This window comes from Pseudomonas sp., from assembly GCF_050739935.1.
In the GTDB taxonomy this organism is placed as follows: Bacteria; Pseudomonadota; Gammaproteobacteria; order Pseudomonadales; family Pseudomonadaceae; genus Aquipseudomonas.
Map to the genome: position 1 here is coordinate 35,302 of NZ_JBOICF010000094.1, position 13,960 is coordinate 49,261.

Here is a 13,960-nt window from a genome sequence, read left to right on the forward strand (position 1 = left end):
GCCGATCATGACGCGCTGGGGTACTGAACGCACCGTTGCCCGGCATATCCCCAAGGTCAACGAGCGACACCTGCAGGAAACCGGATTGCCGGCCGATGGCCGGCTCCGGTTACTCAGCTTCAACATTCAGGTGGGTATCAGCACCGAGCGCTATCGGCATTATCTGACCCGTGGTTGGCAGCATCTACTGCCGCACAACGGTCGGGCCGGAAATCTGCAGAAAATCGGCAACCTGCTCAACGACTACGATCTGGTCGCGCTGCAGGAAGTCGATGGCGGCAGCCTGAGATCAGGCTACGTCAACCAAGTCGAACATCTTGCCCAGCTCGGTTCCTTTCCGTACTGGCATCAGCAACTCAATCGCAACCTCGGTCGTTTCGCCCAGCACAGCAACGGCGTGCTGAGTCGGCTGCGCCCGTGGGACATCGAAGATCACCCCCTGCCAGGTCCGTCCGGTCGTGGCGCGATTCTGGTTCGTTTTGGCGAAGGCGAAGATGCGCTGGTGGTGGTAGTCATGCACCTCGCGTTGGGCGCCCGCACGCGAACCCGCCAGCTCGCCTATATTCGCGAGTTGATCGGTGGCTACAGACATCAGGTGCTGATGGGTGACATGAACACTCATGCAGCCGATCTGCTTGAAACATCTCCCCTGCGTGATCTGGGCCTGCTTGCGCCACAGATCGAAGCGACGTTCCCAAGCTGGCGTCCACAGCGTTGTCTGGACCACATCCTCCTGAGCCCGACTCTGACGCTTGAGAAAGTGCAGGTGCTGGCTCTGCCCATTTCCGATCATCTGCCGGTTGCGGTGGAGATTCGCTTGCCGGCCTCATTAATTGGTGACTCGCTGCCGATAACAAGCACATCTCCTCGTGAGCCCTGGGAATGAGTGACGAAGCCCAACGCTGGAAAGAAAAATACCTCAAGAGCATCGAGCAGCAAGAAAAGCTCGAAAAGCGCTGGAATGCCCGCCTGGATCTGTTGCGGCGCGGCCTGGTACGCAGCAGTCTGGCGGCCGAAGGGGTCGACAAGGCGGTCGATCAGTGCATGAAGGAAATGCGCGAGATCGTGCGCAAGGACGACATGGACGCCGGTCTGGGCGCGCTGATTCCGCGACTGGAAAAGGCGGTGCTGGACTCCGAGCAGCGTCGTGAGCGGCGCGTCGAGCAGATGGGAACGGCGCTGACGGCGCTGGTGGCCCAGCTGCAATCACTGCCATTGCCCAGAGAAGTCGCCAAGCCGCTCAAACGTTTCGCCAAGACGCTTGAAGATCGCGTGAACCAGGCCCGTGAAATTCCGCTGCTGTTGAGCGAACTGAGCGGATTGCAAGGACAGGCGCTGTCCCAGCTTGAATACCCGGAACAGGCCGTGCGTCCAGGGTTCCTGCAGCGTTTGTTTGGCAGTCGGGATGCCGCTGAGGTAGCTTCGCTGCCTGCGCATCCGGATCTGGAGCCACCCCCACCTGCCGTGCCAGCGACTGCGTTTGTGGAGGATGACGCTCAGCTGTCGCCAGCGCCACAAGTCGCGCAGTGGACCAACGAGGCGCCGCCGACTGAAACGTCAGTCATCGCCGAGAAGCGTGGCGCCGGTCCAGCCCCTGCGCCCACTGTCGAAGCCCGCGCTCCCGCACATCCCGAAGAGCTGTCGCCAGCTGAGCCTTCCGCGGCGGTCGTCGAAGCTGAAATCGGTGAGCCTGTAGCCTCAGTGGCGCCAATACCGCTTGAAAGCGCCGAGCCCGCAGCAACCGACATTGATGTCGAACATCCGCAAGCTGTGGAGCATCCAGAAGCGACAGCTACAGCCTTGGCTGAGTCTGAACCTGCAGATATCACCAGCGAAGCCGCCCAGGCGAACGAAGATCAAGCTATCGAAAGTCCCGGGGTTGCAACGGTAGAGGACGAGGTCGCTGAAGGGGCGAGCGCGAGCAAGTATGCCGATGAAGAAACCGCTGAGGACGACACCGGCGCCGATGACAATGAGGAGGATGGCCCTTACGCCCTGCCTTCCTCTCCTGAACCAAGCTACAGCTCAGTCGCTACACACATAGAAGACACCCTACTGGGGCTGCTCAATGACCTGACCTTTCCAGAGCATCACCGCCCGCAAGCCGAAGCCATGCGCGCCCGGCTGGAACATGGCCTTAATTGGTACGAATTGCTGCCGATGCTCGACGATCTTGCCGTGCTCATGCTGGCAATCACTGACAGCGGCCAGCACGAATTCGAGTTGTATCTCAAGCAGTTGAACGAGCGCCTGGAGTCCTTCCAGGCCAATCTGCAAGCCGCCAGCGACGATCACGCTGGTCAGCAGACGGCGTCGCGGGAGCTGAACGATCAGTTACGCGAACATGTAGATGATTTGCAGAGCAGTGTGCAGGAAGCCGCTGACCTCAATAGCCTGAAAACCGTGCTGGAGACTCGTCTCGAACGTCTGCTCGGGACCTTGGACGAACATCAGAAGCAGCGTGACGCGCGGGAGCAGGAGGTCGCCTCTCGGCTGCAATCCCTGGCAAGCCGCGTGGCAACCATGGAGCAGGAAGCGATAGGCTTCCGTGCGCACCTTGAAGAGCAGCGGCAAAAAGCCTTGGTCGACACCCTTACCGGGCTGCCCAACCGCGCAGCCTGGAACGAGCGGCTGGAGCGCGAAATCGATAAGCTGCAGAAACCTCGAACCAGCCTGCTGCTTGGGATCCTCGATCTGGACCACTTCAAGCGCATCAATGACGGCTATGGACATCTGGCGGGCGACAAGGTGTTGAAGATCATCGCCGCGCAGTTGAAAAAACGTCTGCGCGCCTCTGACTTCATCGCCCGCTTCGGCGGCGAAGAGTTCGTTGTACTGCTGCCTGATACACAGATGGCTAACGGTCTTGGGCTACTGGAGCGCCTGCGTACAACCATCGAGCAGTGCCCCTTCCATTTCAAGGGTGAGCCGGTGACGATCACGGTATCGATGGGCATCACTACCTTCAGGCCCGGTGAGCGCAGCGATCTGGTGCTTAAACGGGCGGATCAGGCCCTGTATCGCGCCAAGCACGAAGGCCGAAACCGCATCGAACAAGGTTAAGCGCCGTCACATGGCGTCACGCAGTCTGGTCGCAATTTTGAGCGCTGGGCTGGCATTCCGTTACACTGTTGCATTACTTGCCTACGTGTTCTGCCTTTTATGAAGTCTTACTGCGCACTTTTCCTGGCCCTGCTGCTGACAGCCTGTTCCAGCGGGCCGAAGCTGGATACCAGCCATCCTTCCGTCAACTACGACAGCCGAGCGCAGTTCGTGGTCGTGCATTACACCTCTGCGTCACTTGATCGTTCGCTGGCGCTGCTGACCTACGGCGAGGTAAGTGCGCATTATCTGATCGGCGATGGCCCGGCGACGACCTATAAGCTGGTGGATGAAAGCCAGCGAGCCTGGCATGCCGGAGAAAGCGAATGGGACGGCCGCACCTGGCTCAACTCCAGCAGCATCGGTATCGAGATCGTCAATCCTGGCTACCGCGACACCCCGACTGGTCGCCTGTGGTATCCCTACAGCGAAGCGCAGATCAAGGCGCTGATCGTTCTGCTCAAGGACATCGTCAAACGCAACAAGATCGAACCGCGCCACGTGATTGGTCATAGCGATATCGCGCCCCTGCGCAAACTTGATCCCGGCCCGCTGTTCCCGTGGAAGCGGCTGGCGCAGGAGGGACTGGGAATCTGGCCAAACGAGCAGCAGGTCGCGCAACAGCAGTCGCAGATGATGGGCGTTATGCCAAGTGCCACCTGGTTCCAGCAGCAATTGGCGCTTTTGGGTTATCCCACGCCGCAAACGGGTGAATGGGACATCGCGACGCGCCACGTTCTTGCGGCGTTTCAGATGCACTATCGTCCGCAAAAATTCGATGGTGAGCCTGATGTGCAAAGTGCAGCTATCCTTCAGGTACTGAACTTGAAGCACTGAATTATCCTTCTGCATTTTTTTGACGGGCTATTTCCGCGCTTGTTGCTATACCTTTTGGTATTCACCTGGATATTGCCCCGATGTACACGGCTTCGCCGCAATTGCGCTCGTTCCTTTACCGCCCTTCGCTCCTGGCTTTGCTCGCAGCGTTGTTGAGTGCTGCCGTGTTGTTGGCGGGCAGTTTCGGCTTGGCGATGCACCAGGCGCGGCAGGAGGAAAGCGCCCAGATGAATGCTCAGGGCGAGCGGTTTCTGGTGCGTCTGGAGCAGCTTTTCAATCAATTGCGCACCGGGCTCGATCAGCTTGAAGCCCAGCCGCTGCGCGGTTGCAGTCCGGAAATGATCGAACAGCTGCGGCAGGTCAATTCGCGCTACCGCTTCATTTATGAAGTCGCTTATGTCGACGACACTCAATTCTGCTCCAGCTGGACACGTCAACGTCAGAGCTTGATCGGCAAACCTCGATCGCCTGATATCCGGGGGCCAACTTACGATTACTGGCTCAACACCTCGACCCAACCCGACGACAACCTCGCGTCGCTGATGCTCGGCCGCGGCGACTTCCGCGTATCGACTTCCCGTGGCCATCTCACCGATGTGGTCGACCTGCCACCTGGCGGGAGTCTGGTGGTGGTGCTGGATCAAGGCAAAAAAGCCGTGCCGGTGCTGGGGCCTGCGCAAACCTGGCCCCCGACGCCCGACTGGACCCCAACCTCGGTAGAGACGCTGATCACCACACAAGAAAAGCTGGTTTATCGGATGCCCACGCAAAGCCCGGAATATCAGTTGGTGCTGATTACCCCGCGCAATGGCTTGCAGCAGAAAATCACCGGGGCCTGGTGGTTGCTTGTTCCGGCCAGCGTTCTGGTATCGCTGTGCATCGGGATTCTGGTGCTGCAATTGGTCCGGCAGCGGCAGTCGCTGGGTGGTGAGTTGCATGGCGCGCTGCGCCGGGGTGAGTTGAAGGTGCTGTATCAGCCCATTTTCGACCTCAACACCCGCTTGTGCGTGGGCGCTGAGGCTCTGGTGCGCTGGCGACGACCGGACGGCACGCTGACCAGTCCCGACCTGTTCATTCCGCTCGCTGAAAACACCGGCCAGATTCGCCAAATTACCGATTTCGTTTTACAACAGTTGCTCGAGCAGCTCGGGCATGTACTGCGTGCGAACCCGCATCTTTACGTTTCGGTCAATCTGGCAGCTTGTGATGTGATGGCCCCGCGCATTGGCCGAGTGACCGCGAAACTGCTCGCCTTGCACCGCGTCTCGCCTCGGCAGATAGCTTTCGAGGTCACCGAGCGAGGGCTGGTTGACGTAGTGGTTGCGCGCAATCACCTGCAAGCCTTGCGTGATCGGGGGCATCAAGTGTTGATCGACGATTTCGGTACAGGTTATTGCAGCCTGGCGTATCTGCAGACGCTGCCGGTGGATTGCCTGAAAATCGATAAGGCATTCATCGACGCCTTGGGGCATGACGCGGCCAGCAGCGGTGTTGCGCCGCACATCATTCGCATGGCCCACGCCCTGCAACTGCGGGTGATCGCCGAGGGCATCGAATTTGAGTCCCAAGCCTTGCTGCTCAAAAGTGAGGGCGTGATCTACGGCCAAGGCTGGCTCTTCGCCCGACCGCTGACGGCGACGAAGTTCACCGAATTGGTGACCGGAGGACGGCGTAGTGCCGGGCGCAGGGCGGATGATGTGGCTTGAGCATTCGGTCCCGGTCCGCGATTGGCACGGTGCTATCTAACCTTGTGGAAGCGAATTCATTCGCGAGATAGCAGACGGGCGACGGAAATATGTTGTGGGTACCGGCCTCGCACGAATGAATTCGTTCCCACAGGAAAAATCCGCGTCCGTCTGTGAAGAGCTTCGCAGCGCTTTCCTAAAGCCGCGAGCGGTCTTTACAACGGCAGCGCCATGTAGAACTGCGTGCCCTGCCCTGGTCGGGAATACACGCCCATGCGTCCGCCGTGCAATTGCACGATTTCCTTGCACAGGGCCAGGCCCAGGCCGGCGCCGCCTTTCTTGCGGCCGACCTGGACGAAGGGTTCGAAAATCCGCGCCTGCTGACCATAGGCGATGCCCTCGCCGTTGTCTTCGACGCTGATGATCAACCGCTCGCCATGCCGGCGCGCTTGCAGTCGGATGAGTCCGGACTGCGGCGTGTGGCGCAATGCATTGTCCAGCAGGTTATCCAGCACGCGATCCAGCTGAGCCTTGTCGGCCTGCAGGCGTGGCAGCGGCTCCTGCATCTCCAGCAGCACCATCACATCCTGCTCTTGTGCTGCATCGGCAAAGCGCTGGCGCGCTTCAGTAAGCAACTCGTTGATATCACAGGGTGCCAGGGTAAGTTTCTGCAATCCGTTCTGGTAGCGGGAGAAATTCAGCAAATCGTTGATCAGTTGCATCAGACGCTGCATTTCTTCATTGACGGTCTTGAGCAGGTCCGTTTCGCGGGACTCAGGCGGGAAGTGCACGCGCTCCTGCAACAGCCCGAAGGCCATATGCATGCCTGTCACCGGCGTGCGCAACTCGTGGGAAGCGCGCAGGACGAACTCGCTACGCACCCGTTCGAAAGCCCGTTGCTCGGTGACGTCATGCAGCACCATCACTGCACCGAGAATATGGCCCTTGGTATGACTGACAGGCGTCAGGCTATAAGTCAGCAGCCGGGTTTCGCCATCGATCTCGATGGAGAGATCTTCCGGCGCTCGCTCCAATGTCCCGCCGCGCAATACCAGATATAGCTGCTCATCCAGTTCCGGACGCTGCAATGCCTGCCCAAGACCCTGACCCAAGCGTCCCTCTTCCCAGCCCAACTGCCGCTGTGCGACGGGATTCAGGTGCTCGAGACGCCCTTGGCGATCAATCATCAGCAGGCCGTCGTCGATGCTGTCGAGCACCGCTTGCAGGCGCTGTTGACCCGCCAGCAGCTCATCGACGTTAGTCACCTGATGCTGGCGCAGGGCCTCGGCCATGATGCCGAAGCGCCGAGTCAGTTGATTCATTTCGGCGGCCGAGGAAATCGGCAGGGTCACCTCGAAATTGCCTTGGCCGATGTTATCAGCGGCCTTGGCCAACGCCTCGATCGGCGCGCCGAAGCGACGGGCAATACCGTGGGCGGTGACGAAGCCAATCGCCAGCACAGCAAGTCCAACCATTCCCAGCAACGCGGCGACCCAAAGAGCGCGGCTGCGTGACGTGCCTTCGGCCTTGCTGATGTTTTCCAGTGCCTGGCGATGAGCGTCCAGCAGGCCATTGCGCAATGAGTTGAAGGAAGTGGCGACCGCCTTGCCATCGCTCAGCGCATCGGCAGCGTCGCCCGCATCTGTGAGCGACTTGAGGAACTGCTCATAATCCACCCGCGCCTTTTCGAAGCCGCTGGGGGTATTGGTTTGTTGGTCGTGATCGATGCCTTGATCGAGCAATTCCCGGAATTGTTCCTGGCTGCGCTTAAGCGCTGCCTCATCGGGCTTTTCCCTGAGCAACATCACCAGCTGATCGCCGAGGTTCTGCCGCAGTTTGAGGCCGATGTCGAGCGTGATGAAGTTGTGGCGGATCAGCTCCTCCTGGGACTTGGCCATCTGCATGACGCTGACCAGTCCCAGCAACAGGCCCAGCAACGCGACCGTTATTAGCGCCGAAATGCTGAGGAACAGTCGGGTGCGCAACTTCATCGCGAACTTCATGGGCGCCCTGTCACAGGTTGTACTGCTTGCGTTTGCGGTACAGCGTCGAGGCATCGATGCCCAACGTGCGTGCTGCCTGATCGAGGGTGTCGCTGGTGGCCAGCACCGCGCCGATGTGGGCTTTTTCCAGCTCGTCCAGACTCAACGCCGCACCGACCCGCGGTGCATTGTTGGTCGGCTGCTCGCCCATGCCCAGATGGCTGACTTCGACCTTTTCCTGTGGACAGATAATGCTGGCCCGCTCGATAACGTTACGCAGTTCGCGAATGTTGCCAGGCCAGCGGTAATTGACCAGCGCGCTGCGAGCGTCCTCGCTGAAACCGCGAGCGGGACGGCCATATTCCTTGACGAAACGGGCCAGGAAGCGATCGGCCAGCGTCAGGATGTCTTCGCCGCGCTCGCGCAAAGGCGGCAGATTTAGCGTGATCACGTTCAGTCGGTACAACAGGTCTTCACGGAAACGCCCATCGCGCACCATATCTTCCAGGTTCAGGTTGGTCGCCGCCAGGATGCGCACGTCAGCTCGGCGCGTCACTGGGTCACCGACGCGCTCATATTCCTTGTCTTGAATGAAGCGCAGCAGCTTAGGCTGCAATGTCAGTGGGAAATCGCCGATTTCGTCGAGGAACAATGTACCGCCGTCGGCCTGGTTGACTCGTCCGAGAGTGCTCTCGCTGGCGCCGGTGAACGCGCCGCGGCTGTGACCGAACAGCTCGCTTTCCATCAGCTCGGCTGTCAGCGACGGGCAGTTGATGGTAACGCAGGCTTTCTTCGCCCGTTTGCTCCAGCCGTGAATAGCTCGCGCCAGTTCGCCTTTACCAGTCCCCGATTCGCCGAGGATCAGAATGTTGGCGTCGGTGTTAGCCACCTGACGTGCTGTCTCCAGAATTGCCATCATCGACGGGCTGTGGGAATCCAGGCCATCCTTGGGCTTGCGCACTTCGCCTTCCAGCGCTTCAAGTCGCGCCGACAGCTGACGAACTTCCAGCTGTTTGGCAGTCGCAAGACGCAACTGATCAGGGCTGCACGGTTTGACCAGATAATCAGCCGCACCCGCTTGAATGGCGTCTACGGCGGTGTCGACAGCCGAGTGCGCGGTGACGATCACCACCCGCATCCACGGGGCTTGAATGCGCATCTGCGCCAATACGTCCAGACCGTTGTCTTCCCCAAGTCGCAGATCCAGAAAACACACGTCGAACACCTGACGTTGTAGCAGCGCTTCAGCCTGCGCCGCACTGTTGGCGGTGGCGACGCTGTAGCCTTCATCTTCCAGGCAATAGCGGAAGGTGCGAAGGATGGCGGATTCATCATCCACAAGCAGAATACGGCCCTGATTCTCAGTGGCTGCTTCCATTTTTCCTACGCTCCTAAATGAATGGTCTGAGGTTAGTCCCGGAAAAATCGGGCAAGTTGCATGGTTCATTCTGATTGATTCGACGCGTTGCATGGTAGCTATCTGGCAAAAATCAAATAACTCCTTGATCTGCGGCGTATGCCTTCGAAAATCTGTCTGGCACGGCGATTGAAACTGTTTCTGGGAAGCGCACGGCGAACAGAACATCTGAACGATTCAAAAGTCTCTCCACTAGTACCTTTTGTAACTGTCGGGAGAACTGCCATGCATCCGCTGAAGAAAATCGCTCTGGCCGTGGCCATCGCTGGCCTGCTCGGGATGACGCCTGTCATCGCTCAGGCCGCCCAAGGCGATTTGCAAACGCAACTGGCCGAGGCGCGTCAGGAAGGTTCGATATGGACAGCCTTCGCCCTCAATCGCCATTTGAGTCCTTTCAACATCGGCGTGAAGGTCGAGCAAGGCACCGCCATCCTCACAGGCAAGGTGGAGAATGACGTCGACAAGGAACTGGCAACGCAAATCGCTGGCGATACTCAAGGCATCAACAAGGTCGACAACCAGCTGCAGGTCGATCCGCAAGTCGCGGCCGAACCCGGCACCAAGCCCAACATGGCTCAGCGCTTCGACGACGCAACGCTTACCGCGACCATCAAATCCAAGCTGCTGTGGAACAGCGTGACAGAAGGCCTGAACATCGATGTGCAGGCGGCCCAAGGCGTGGTGACGTTGAAAGGCCAGGCCAAGGACGCCGAGGCCAAGCAACTGGCAGGCAGTCTGGCGAGTAATACCGATGGCGTGACCGAGGTGAACAACTTGATCAGCCTTAGCGCCCGCGATACCCAAGCTATCAAGGAGCAGAACGACGCGCAGGCTAACAGTGTGCGCGAGGAGTTCAGCGACGCCTGGATCACTAGCAAGGTGAAATCCAGCCTCATCTATAGCCGCAACCTCGATGGGCTGAACATAAAGGTGGAGACCAAGAGTGGCGTCGTCAGCCTCGATGGGGTAGTGGCCAATTATGCTGAAAAGGAATTGGCGGTGGAGATTGCCCGCAATATACGCGGCGTGAAGGGCGTGGATGCGGATACGTTGCGGGTGATGACGCGTAGTGCGGGGTAACTTTTTGTATCTTTCCATAGCAGTACGGCTTGCCGGTGGTGGGCCGTCGGGTCGCCATCGGCCGCAAGCCGTGCTGCTACGGGATTGAAGATCGACCGCCAATTCTCCGAAGTCCTGCGTCAGATTGCCCCATCTCTTCGTGCAATACGCACGATGCCAAATGTTCAATCGTGCAGCTTGCGCATAGGAACTATCTCGCATATGCATTCAACTCGTTGATTTATAAGGTTTTTATTTCAACGGAAAAACTGGCACACAGGCTGCAATAACCCAGTTAACAAAGGTCTGAACCGTCGACCGACAAGATTGCCTGGAGCTAGCTGAATGAACACTCAACGTCTTGCCGCACTGCGTATCTCCCCTCTGCATCTGCAGCAAGGTTTGTTTGCCAGTCTGGCGCTGATGATCACCTTGATCGTCGTTCAGCAGTTCGTTCACTGGAATCAGAATCAGCAAGTCAGTCACTTCCAGCATTCCTACAGCCACACCGCACCGTTCGCCAAAGCCACAGCGCTGAAGGCCACGGATGTCGGTTTGAATCTGCAACCAGTTGAAGACGCTGCGCCTGCTGTGGAGCAGGCGCCGCGTCAACAGAGTTGGGTTTTCTGATCATCGGGTGATGGCAGAGACGCGATCTACGCCGAGGGTCGACTCCGACGCCTGGCTGTAGTCAGAAATTAAAAACAGTAAGGAGAATCACCATGTTGAGCTGGGCTATTACATTTCTGATCATCGCTATCGTCGCAGCAGTACTGGGCTTCGGTGGTATCGCAGGCACCGCCACGGGTATCGCCAAGATTCTCTTTGTCGTGTTCCTGGTGATGTTCGTCGTGTCGTTCTTCTTCGGTCGTCGCGGTCGAGGCTGACAACAATGGTTGGCAAGCACTTCCATGCCATGACGCTGGCGCTCCTGACGAGCGTCAGCGCCATGGTAATGGCAGCGAACGACGGTCAGGCCCGGGTGAATGAGCTTCTGAGCTCCGATCCTGAATACCGCCAGACCTGGTCGAGCGTGGTCAAGAAAGAAGAACGTTTACCCGATTGGGTGATCAATCTGTCCGGTACGTCCGATCAGATGAATGCGGTGACCGAGGATGGTGACAAATACCTGGTAGGGCCTCTTTGCGAAACCCAGGACACGTGCATCCATAAACGGCTCATCGTTGCGTTCAGCATGAACAAGGCTCATGCCTACGCCATGTTGGTTGAGGTGCCCGCAGGTCTGCCGGCGGATAAATCGCCGACTCGCCATGCTGATTACCGATTCCTCGGCAAGCCCGATGAAGGCATGCAAGGCCTTCTGAAAGAGCAGCTGAAGAAAGATCCGAACTGGTACTGATTCACTGATACTGATTTAAATGACGGAAGTCCGAATCTCGTTGGGTACTTCCGAAAGCCGCGCAGCCCGAGGAGGGTATGCGCGTGACCAAGGGGCCGGCGCGTTCTGATCAACGGAGTGGTTGCAGCGCGCCAGGTGTACAGGGAGTACTCTCATTCGTGGGCCGGGTCAGGAAGCCGCAACGCAAGTCCATTATCTGATCGCCATTGATGGTGCGATTTGATCATGGGCTTGCGACGCGCAAATATTTTGAATATCCCAATCCGCGTTTCGACCGTATATCGAGAAATTACAGTTCTCGAATGGCGGCTCGGCCATGTGTGACCATTTTGTCACTTGCGTCCTCTCCACCCCTCCACCTGCCCTACAGGCGACGTTTTAGCCACTTTTCAGCATATTTCTCCTGAGCGGGACTTTGCGTTTTGCAGCAATTTCACTTAAGTCATTGATTTTCTTCATGCCGATTCGGCATGAGGTAGGCATTTACGGCATTAGACGTTGAAGGTCTGGATGGGAATAGTTGCGCCCTTTTTCCGCCTGCCGAGAGCTCGGACGCTCGTTTGCAGAGACCTTCTGGACAGATCCAAGGGCATCCACGCTTCGATTGGCTTTACGAGAGCCCTTTTCGAACGCGTCGGTGAGAAATGTCCACGCCAACTACAACAAGGTTAATGACATGAAGAAGGCAAAACTCAGCCTCGCTTGGCAGATTCTCATCGGTCTGGTCCTGGGGGTCGCACTCGGCGCAGTGCTCAATCACTTCAGCGCTGAAAAGGCCTGGTGGATCAGCAATATTCTGCAACCTGCGGGCGACATCTTTATCCGCCTGATCAAGATGATCGTCATTCCCATCGTGATCTCGTCGCTGGTCGTCGGTATTGCGGGTGTGGGTGATGCGAAAAAGCTAGGCCGCATTGGTCTCAAGACCATTCTCTATTTCGAAGTTGTCACAACCATCGCTATCGTCGTCGGCCTGCTGCTGGCTAATGTGTTCCATCCGGGCACCGGCATCGATATGAGTACGCTGGGCACCGTGGACATCTCGCAGTACCAGAAGACCACTGCCGAGGTGCAGCACGACCACGCATTCATCGCCACGATTCTCAACCTGATCCCGTCAAATATCTTCGCTGCTGTGGCCCGTGGCGACATGCTGCCGATCATTTTCTTTTCGGTATTTTTTGGTCTGGGGCTGTCCAGCCTCAACGCTGAAGTGCGCGAGCCGCTGGTCAAGGTATTCCAGGGCGTGTCGGAAACCATGTTCAAGGTCACTCACATGATCATGAACTACGCGCCAATTGGCGTGTTCGCGCTGATCGCCGTGACGGTCGCCAACTTCGGATTCGCCTCACTGCTACCGCTGGCCAAGCTGGTCATTCTGGTTTACGTCGCCATCGCGTTCTTCGCCTTCGTGGTGCTGGGAATGATCGCCCGCCTGTTCGGTTTCTCGGTGATCAAGCTGATGCGCATCTTCAAGGATGAGCTGGTGCTGGCCTACTCCACCGCAAGCTCCGAAACCGTGCTGCCGCGCGTGATCGAGAAGATGGAAGCCTACGGCGCACCGAAGGCCATCAGCAGCTTCGTGGTGCCGACCGGTTACTCATTCAACCTTGACGGCTCGACGCTGTACCAAAGTATTGCGGCGTTGTTTATCGCTCAGCTGTACGGCATCGACTTGTCCATCGGCCAGCAGATCATGCTGGTGCTGACCCTGATGGTTACCTCCAAGGGCATCGCGGGGGTTCCTGGCGTGTCGTTCGTGGTGCTGCTGGCGACGCTGGGCAGTGTCGGTATTCCGCTGGAAGGCCTGGCGTTCATCGCCGGCGTCGACCGCATCATGGACATGGCGCGTACCGCCCTGAACGTGATCGGCAATGCCTTGGCGGTGTTGGTCATCGCGCGTTGGGAAGGCATGTACGACGACGCCAAGGGCGAGCGCTACTGGAATTCCCTGCCGCACTGGCGTAGCAAGGAATCCCTGCCAGCGGGTCAGTCGACTGTCGATTGATCGCGCAATAGCGTGCACACACACAAACCCTGGCTCTGGCCGGGGTTTGTTGTTTTTGCGGCTCTCGTTAACGCCAATACATGATCCCGCCGCTTGTGCCCTGTGGGGAGCGCCGGGCCCCACTCTTCGCGGCGCGCCTAAACTCCGTGGGAGCGAATTCATTCGCGATTGGCCGGTACATCCGATCCATCTCCACAGGATGTACCACCGCATCGCGAATAAATTCGCTCCCAGACTTGAGCCCGCGCCAGGCTTACTCTTTGGCCCCCTGATCCTCTGCGGGAGCGCCAAGCCGCAATCTTGCGGCACCCCCTGAACTCTGTGGGAGCGAATTCATTCCCGATTAGCCAGTACATCCGACGCATTTGCACAGGATGTACCACCGCATCGCGAATAAATTCGCTCCCACACTTGAGCCCGCGCCAGGCTTACTCTTTGGCCCCCTGATCCTCTGCGGGAGCGCCAAGCCGCAATCTTGCGGCACCCCCTTAACTCTGTGGGAGCGAATTC

10 protein-coding genes and 2 pseudogenes are annotated in these 13,960 nt (G+C 58.3%); 9 read left to right on the forward strand and 3 right to left on the reverse strand.

Annotated elements, in window-relative coordinates; all coding sequences use genetic code 11:
• The first annotated feature begins 4 nt into the window (after window positions 1-4).
• The 4 genes from ACRER8_RS18950 (at window position 5) to ACRER8_RS18965 (ending at window position 5,645) form a co-directional block, all read left to right on the forward strand.
• Window positions 5-886 carry an endonuclease/exonuclease/phosphatase family protein gene (locus tag ACRER8_RS18950; RefSeq protein WP_431747749.1) on the forward strand — a complete coding sequence of 294 codons (882 nt, stop codon included), beginning with the start codon at window positions 5-7 and terminating at the stop codon, window positions 884-886.
• Window positions 883-3,063, forward strand: a complete 2,181-nt coding sequence (locus tag ACRER8_RS18955) for a diguanylate cyclase (protein ID WP_431747740.1) — start codon at window positions 883-885, stop codon at window positions 3,061-3,063. Before ACRER8_RS18950 ends, ACRER8_RS18955 begins: the two co-directional genes overlap by 4 nt.
• Before the next feature lie 99 nt (window positions 3,064-3,162).
• Window positions 3,163-3,939 (forward strand): N-acetylmuramoyl-L-alanine amidase, encoded by a 777-nt coding sequence (locus tag ACRER8_RS18960; protein ID WP_431747741.1) that lies wholly within the window; start codon window positions 3,163-3,165, stop codon window positions 3,937-3,939.
• Window positions 3,940-4,019: 80 nt separating this feature from the next.
• Entirely contained in the window at window positions 4,020-5,645 is a 1,626-nt protein-coding gene (locus ACRER8_RS18965) for an EAL domain-containing protein (protein ID WP_431747742.1), read from the forward strand.
• Window positions 5,646-5,839: 194 nt separating this feature from the next.
• Here ACRER8_RS18965 and ACRER8_RS18970 read toward each other — a convergent pair.
• The 3 genes and pseudogenes from ACRER8_RS18970 to algB all read right to left on the reverse strand — a co-directional run.
• Window positions 5,840-7,216: pseudogene (locus tag ACRER8_RS18970) on the reverse strand (sensor histidine kinase); the annotation flags it as partial.
• Window positions 7,211-7,681, reverse strand: a pseudogene (locus tag ACRER8_RS18975) (KinB sensor domain-containing domain); the annotation flags it as partial. The pseudogenes ACRER8_RS18975 and ACRER8_RS18970, both read right to left, overlap by 6 nt.
• A complete protein-coding gene (algB, locus tag ACRER8_RS18980; protein WP_431747743.1) occupies window positions 7,638-8,984 on the reverse strand; it encodes a sigma-54-dependent response regulator transcription factor AlgB in 1,347 nt (448 codons plus the stop codon). The pseudogene ACRER8_RS18975 and the gene algB, both read right to left, overlap by 44 nt.
• Window positions 8,985-9,248: 264 nt before the next feature.
• On the opposite strand from algB, the gene ACRER8_RS18985 reads away from it, so the two are divergent.
• From ACRER8_RS18985 to gltP, 5 genes are all read left to right on the forward strand, one after another.
• Window positions 9,249-10,103, forward strand: coding sequence for a BON domain-containing protein (locus tag ACRER8_RS18985; RefSeq protein WP_431747744.1), 855 nt, complete (start codon window positions 9,249-9,251; stop codon window positions 10,101-10,103).
• A 324-nt stretch (window positions 10,104-10,427) separates the two neighbouring features.
• Window positions 10,428-10,712 (forward strand): hypothetical protein, encoded by a 285-nt coding sequence (locus ACRER8_RS18990; protein WP_431747745.1) that lies wholly within the window; start codon window positions 10,428-10,430, stop codon window positions 10,710-10,712.
• Between the two features lie 92 nt (window positions 10,713-10,804).
• Window positions 10,805-10,969 carry a DUF1328 domain-containing protein gene (locus tag ACRER8_RS18995; RefSeq protein ID WP_002555679.1) on the forward strand — a complete coding sequence of 55 codons (165 nt, stop codon included), beginning with the start codon at window positions 10,805-10,807 and terminating at the stop codon, window positions 10,967-10,969.
• 5 nt (window positions 10,970-10,974) lie between these two features.
• Window positions 10,975-11,442, forward strand: a complete 468-nt coding sequence (locus ACRER8_RS19000) for an inhibitor of vertebrate lysozyme family protein (protein WP_431747746.1) — start codon at window positions 10,975-10,977, stop codon at window positions 11,440-11,442.
• Between the two features lie 676 nt (window positions 11,443-12,118).
• Window positions 12,119-13,450, forward strand: a complete 1,332-nt coding sequence (gltP, locus tag ACRER8_RS19005; RefSeq protein ID WP_431747747.1) for a glutamate/aspartate:proton symporter GltP — start codon at window positions 12,119-12,121, stop codon at window positions 13,448-13,450.
• The last annotated feature ends 510 nt before the right edge of the window (window positions 13,451-13,960 follow it).

Bases quoted from the DNA above. Each gene is read 5' to 3' on its own strand.
- ACRER8_RS18990 (WP_431747745.1), top strand. From the start codon at position 10,428: ATGAACACTCAACGTCTTGCCGCACTGCGTATCTCCCCTCTGCATCTG.
- ACRER8_RS18965 (WP_431747742.1), top strand. From the start codon at position 4,020: ATGTACACGGCTTCGCCGCAATTGCGCTCGTTCCTTTACCGCCCTTCG.
- ACRER8_RS18960 (WP_431747741.1), top strand. From the start codon at position 3,163: ATGAAGTCTTACTGCGCACTTTTCCTGGCCCTGCTGCTGACAGCCTGT.
- ACRER8_RS18955 (WP_431747740.1), top strand. From the start codon at position 883: ATGAGTGACGAAGCCCAACGCTGGAAAGAAAAATACCTCAAGAGCATC.
- gltP (WP_431747747.1), top strand. From the start codon at position 12,119: ATGAAGAAGGCAAAACTCAGCCTCGCTTGGCAGATTCTCATCGGTCTG.
- algB (WP_431747743.1), bottom strand. From the start codon at position 8,984: ATGGAAGCAGCCACTGAGAATCAGGGCCGTATTCTGCTTGTGGATGAT.
- ACRER8_RS18985 (WP_431747744.1), top strand. From the start codon at position 9,249: ATGCATCCGCTGAAGAAAATCGCTCTGGCCGTGGCCATCGCTGGCCTG.
- ACRER8_RS19000 (WP_431747746.1), top strand. From the start codon at position 10,975: ATGGTTGGCAAGCACTTCCATGCCATGACGCTGGCGCTCCTGACGAGC.
- ACRER8_RS18995 (WP_002555679.1), top strand. From the start codon at position 10,805: ATGTTGAGCTGGGCTATTACATTTCTGATCATCGCTATCGTCGCAGCA.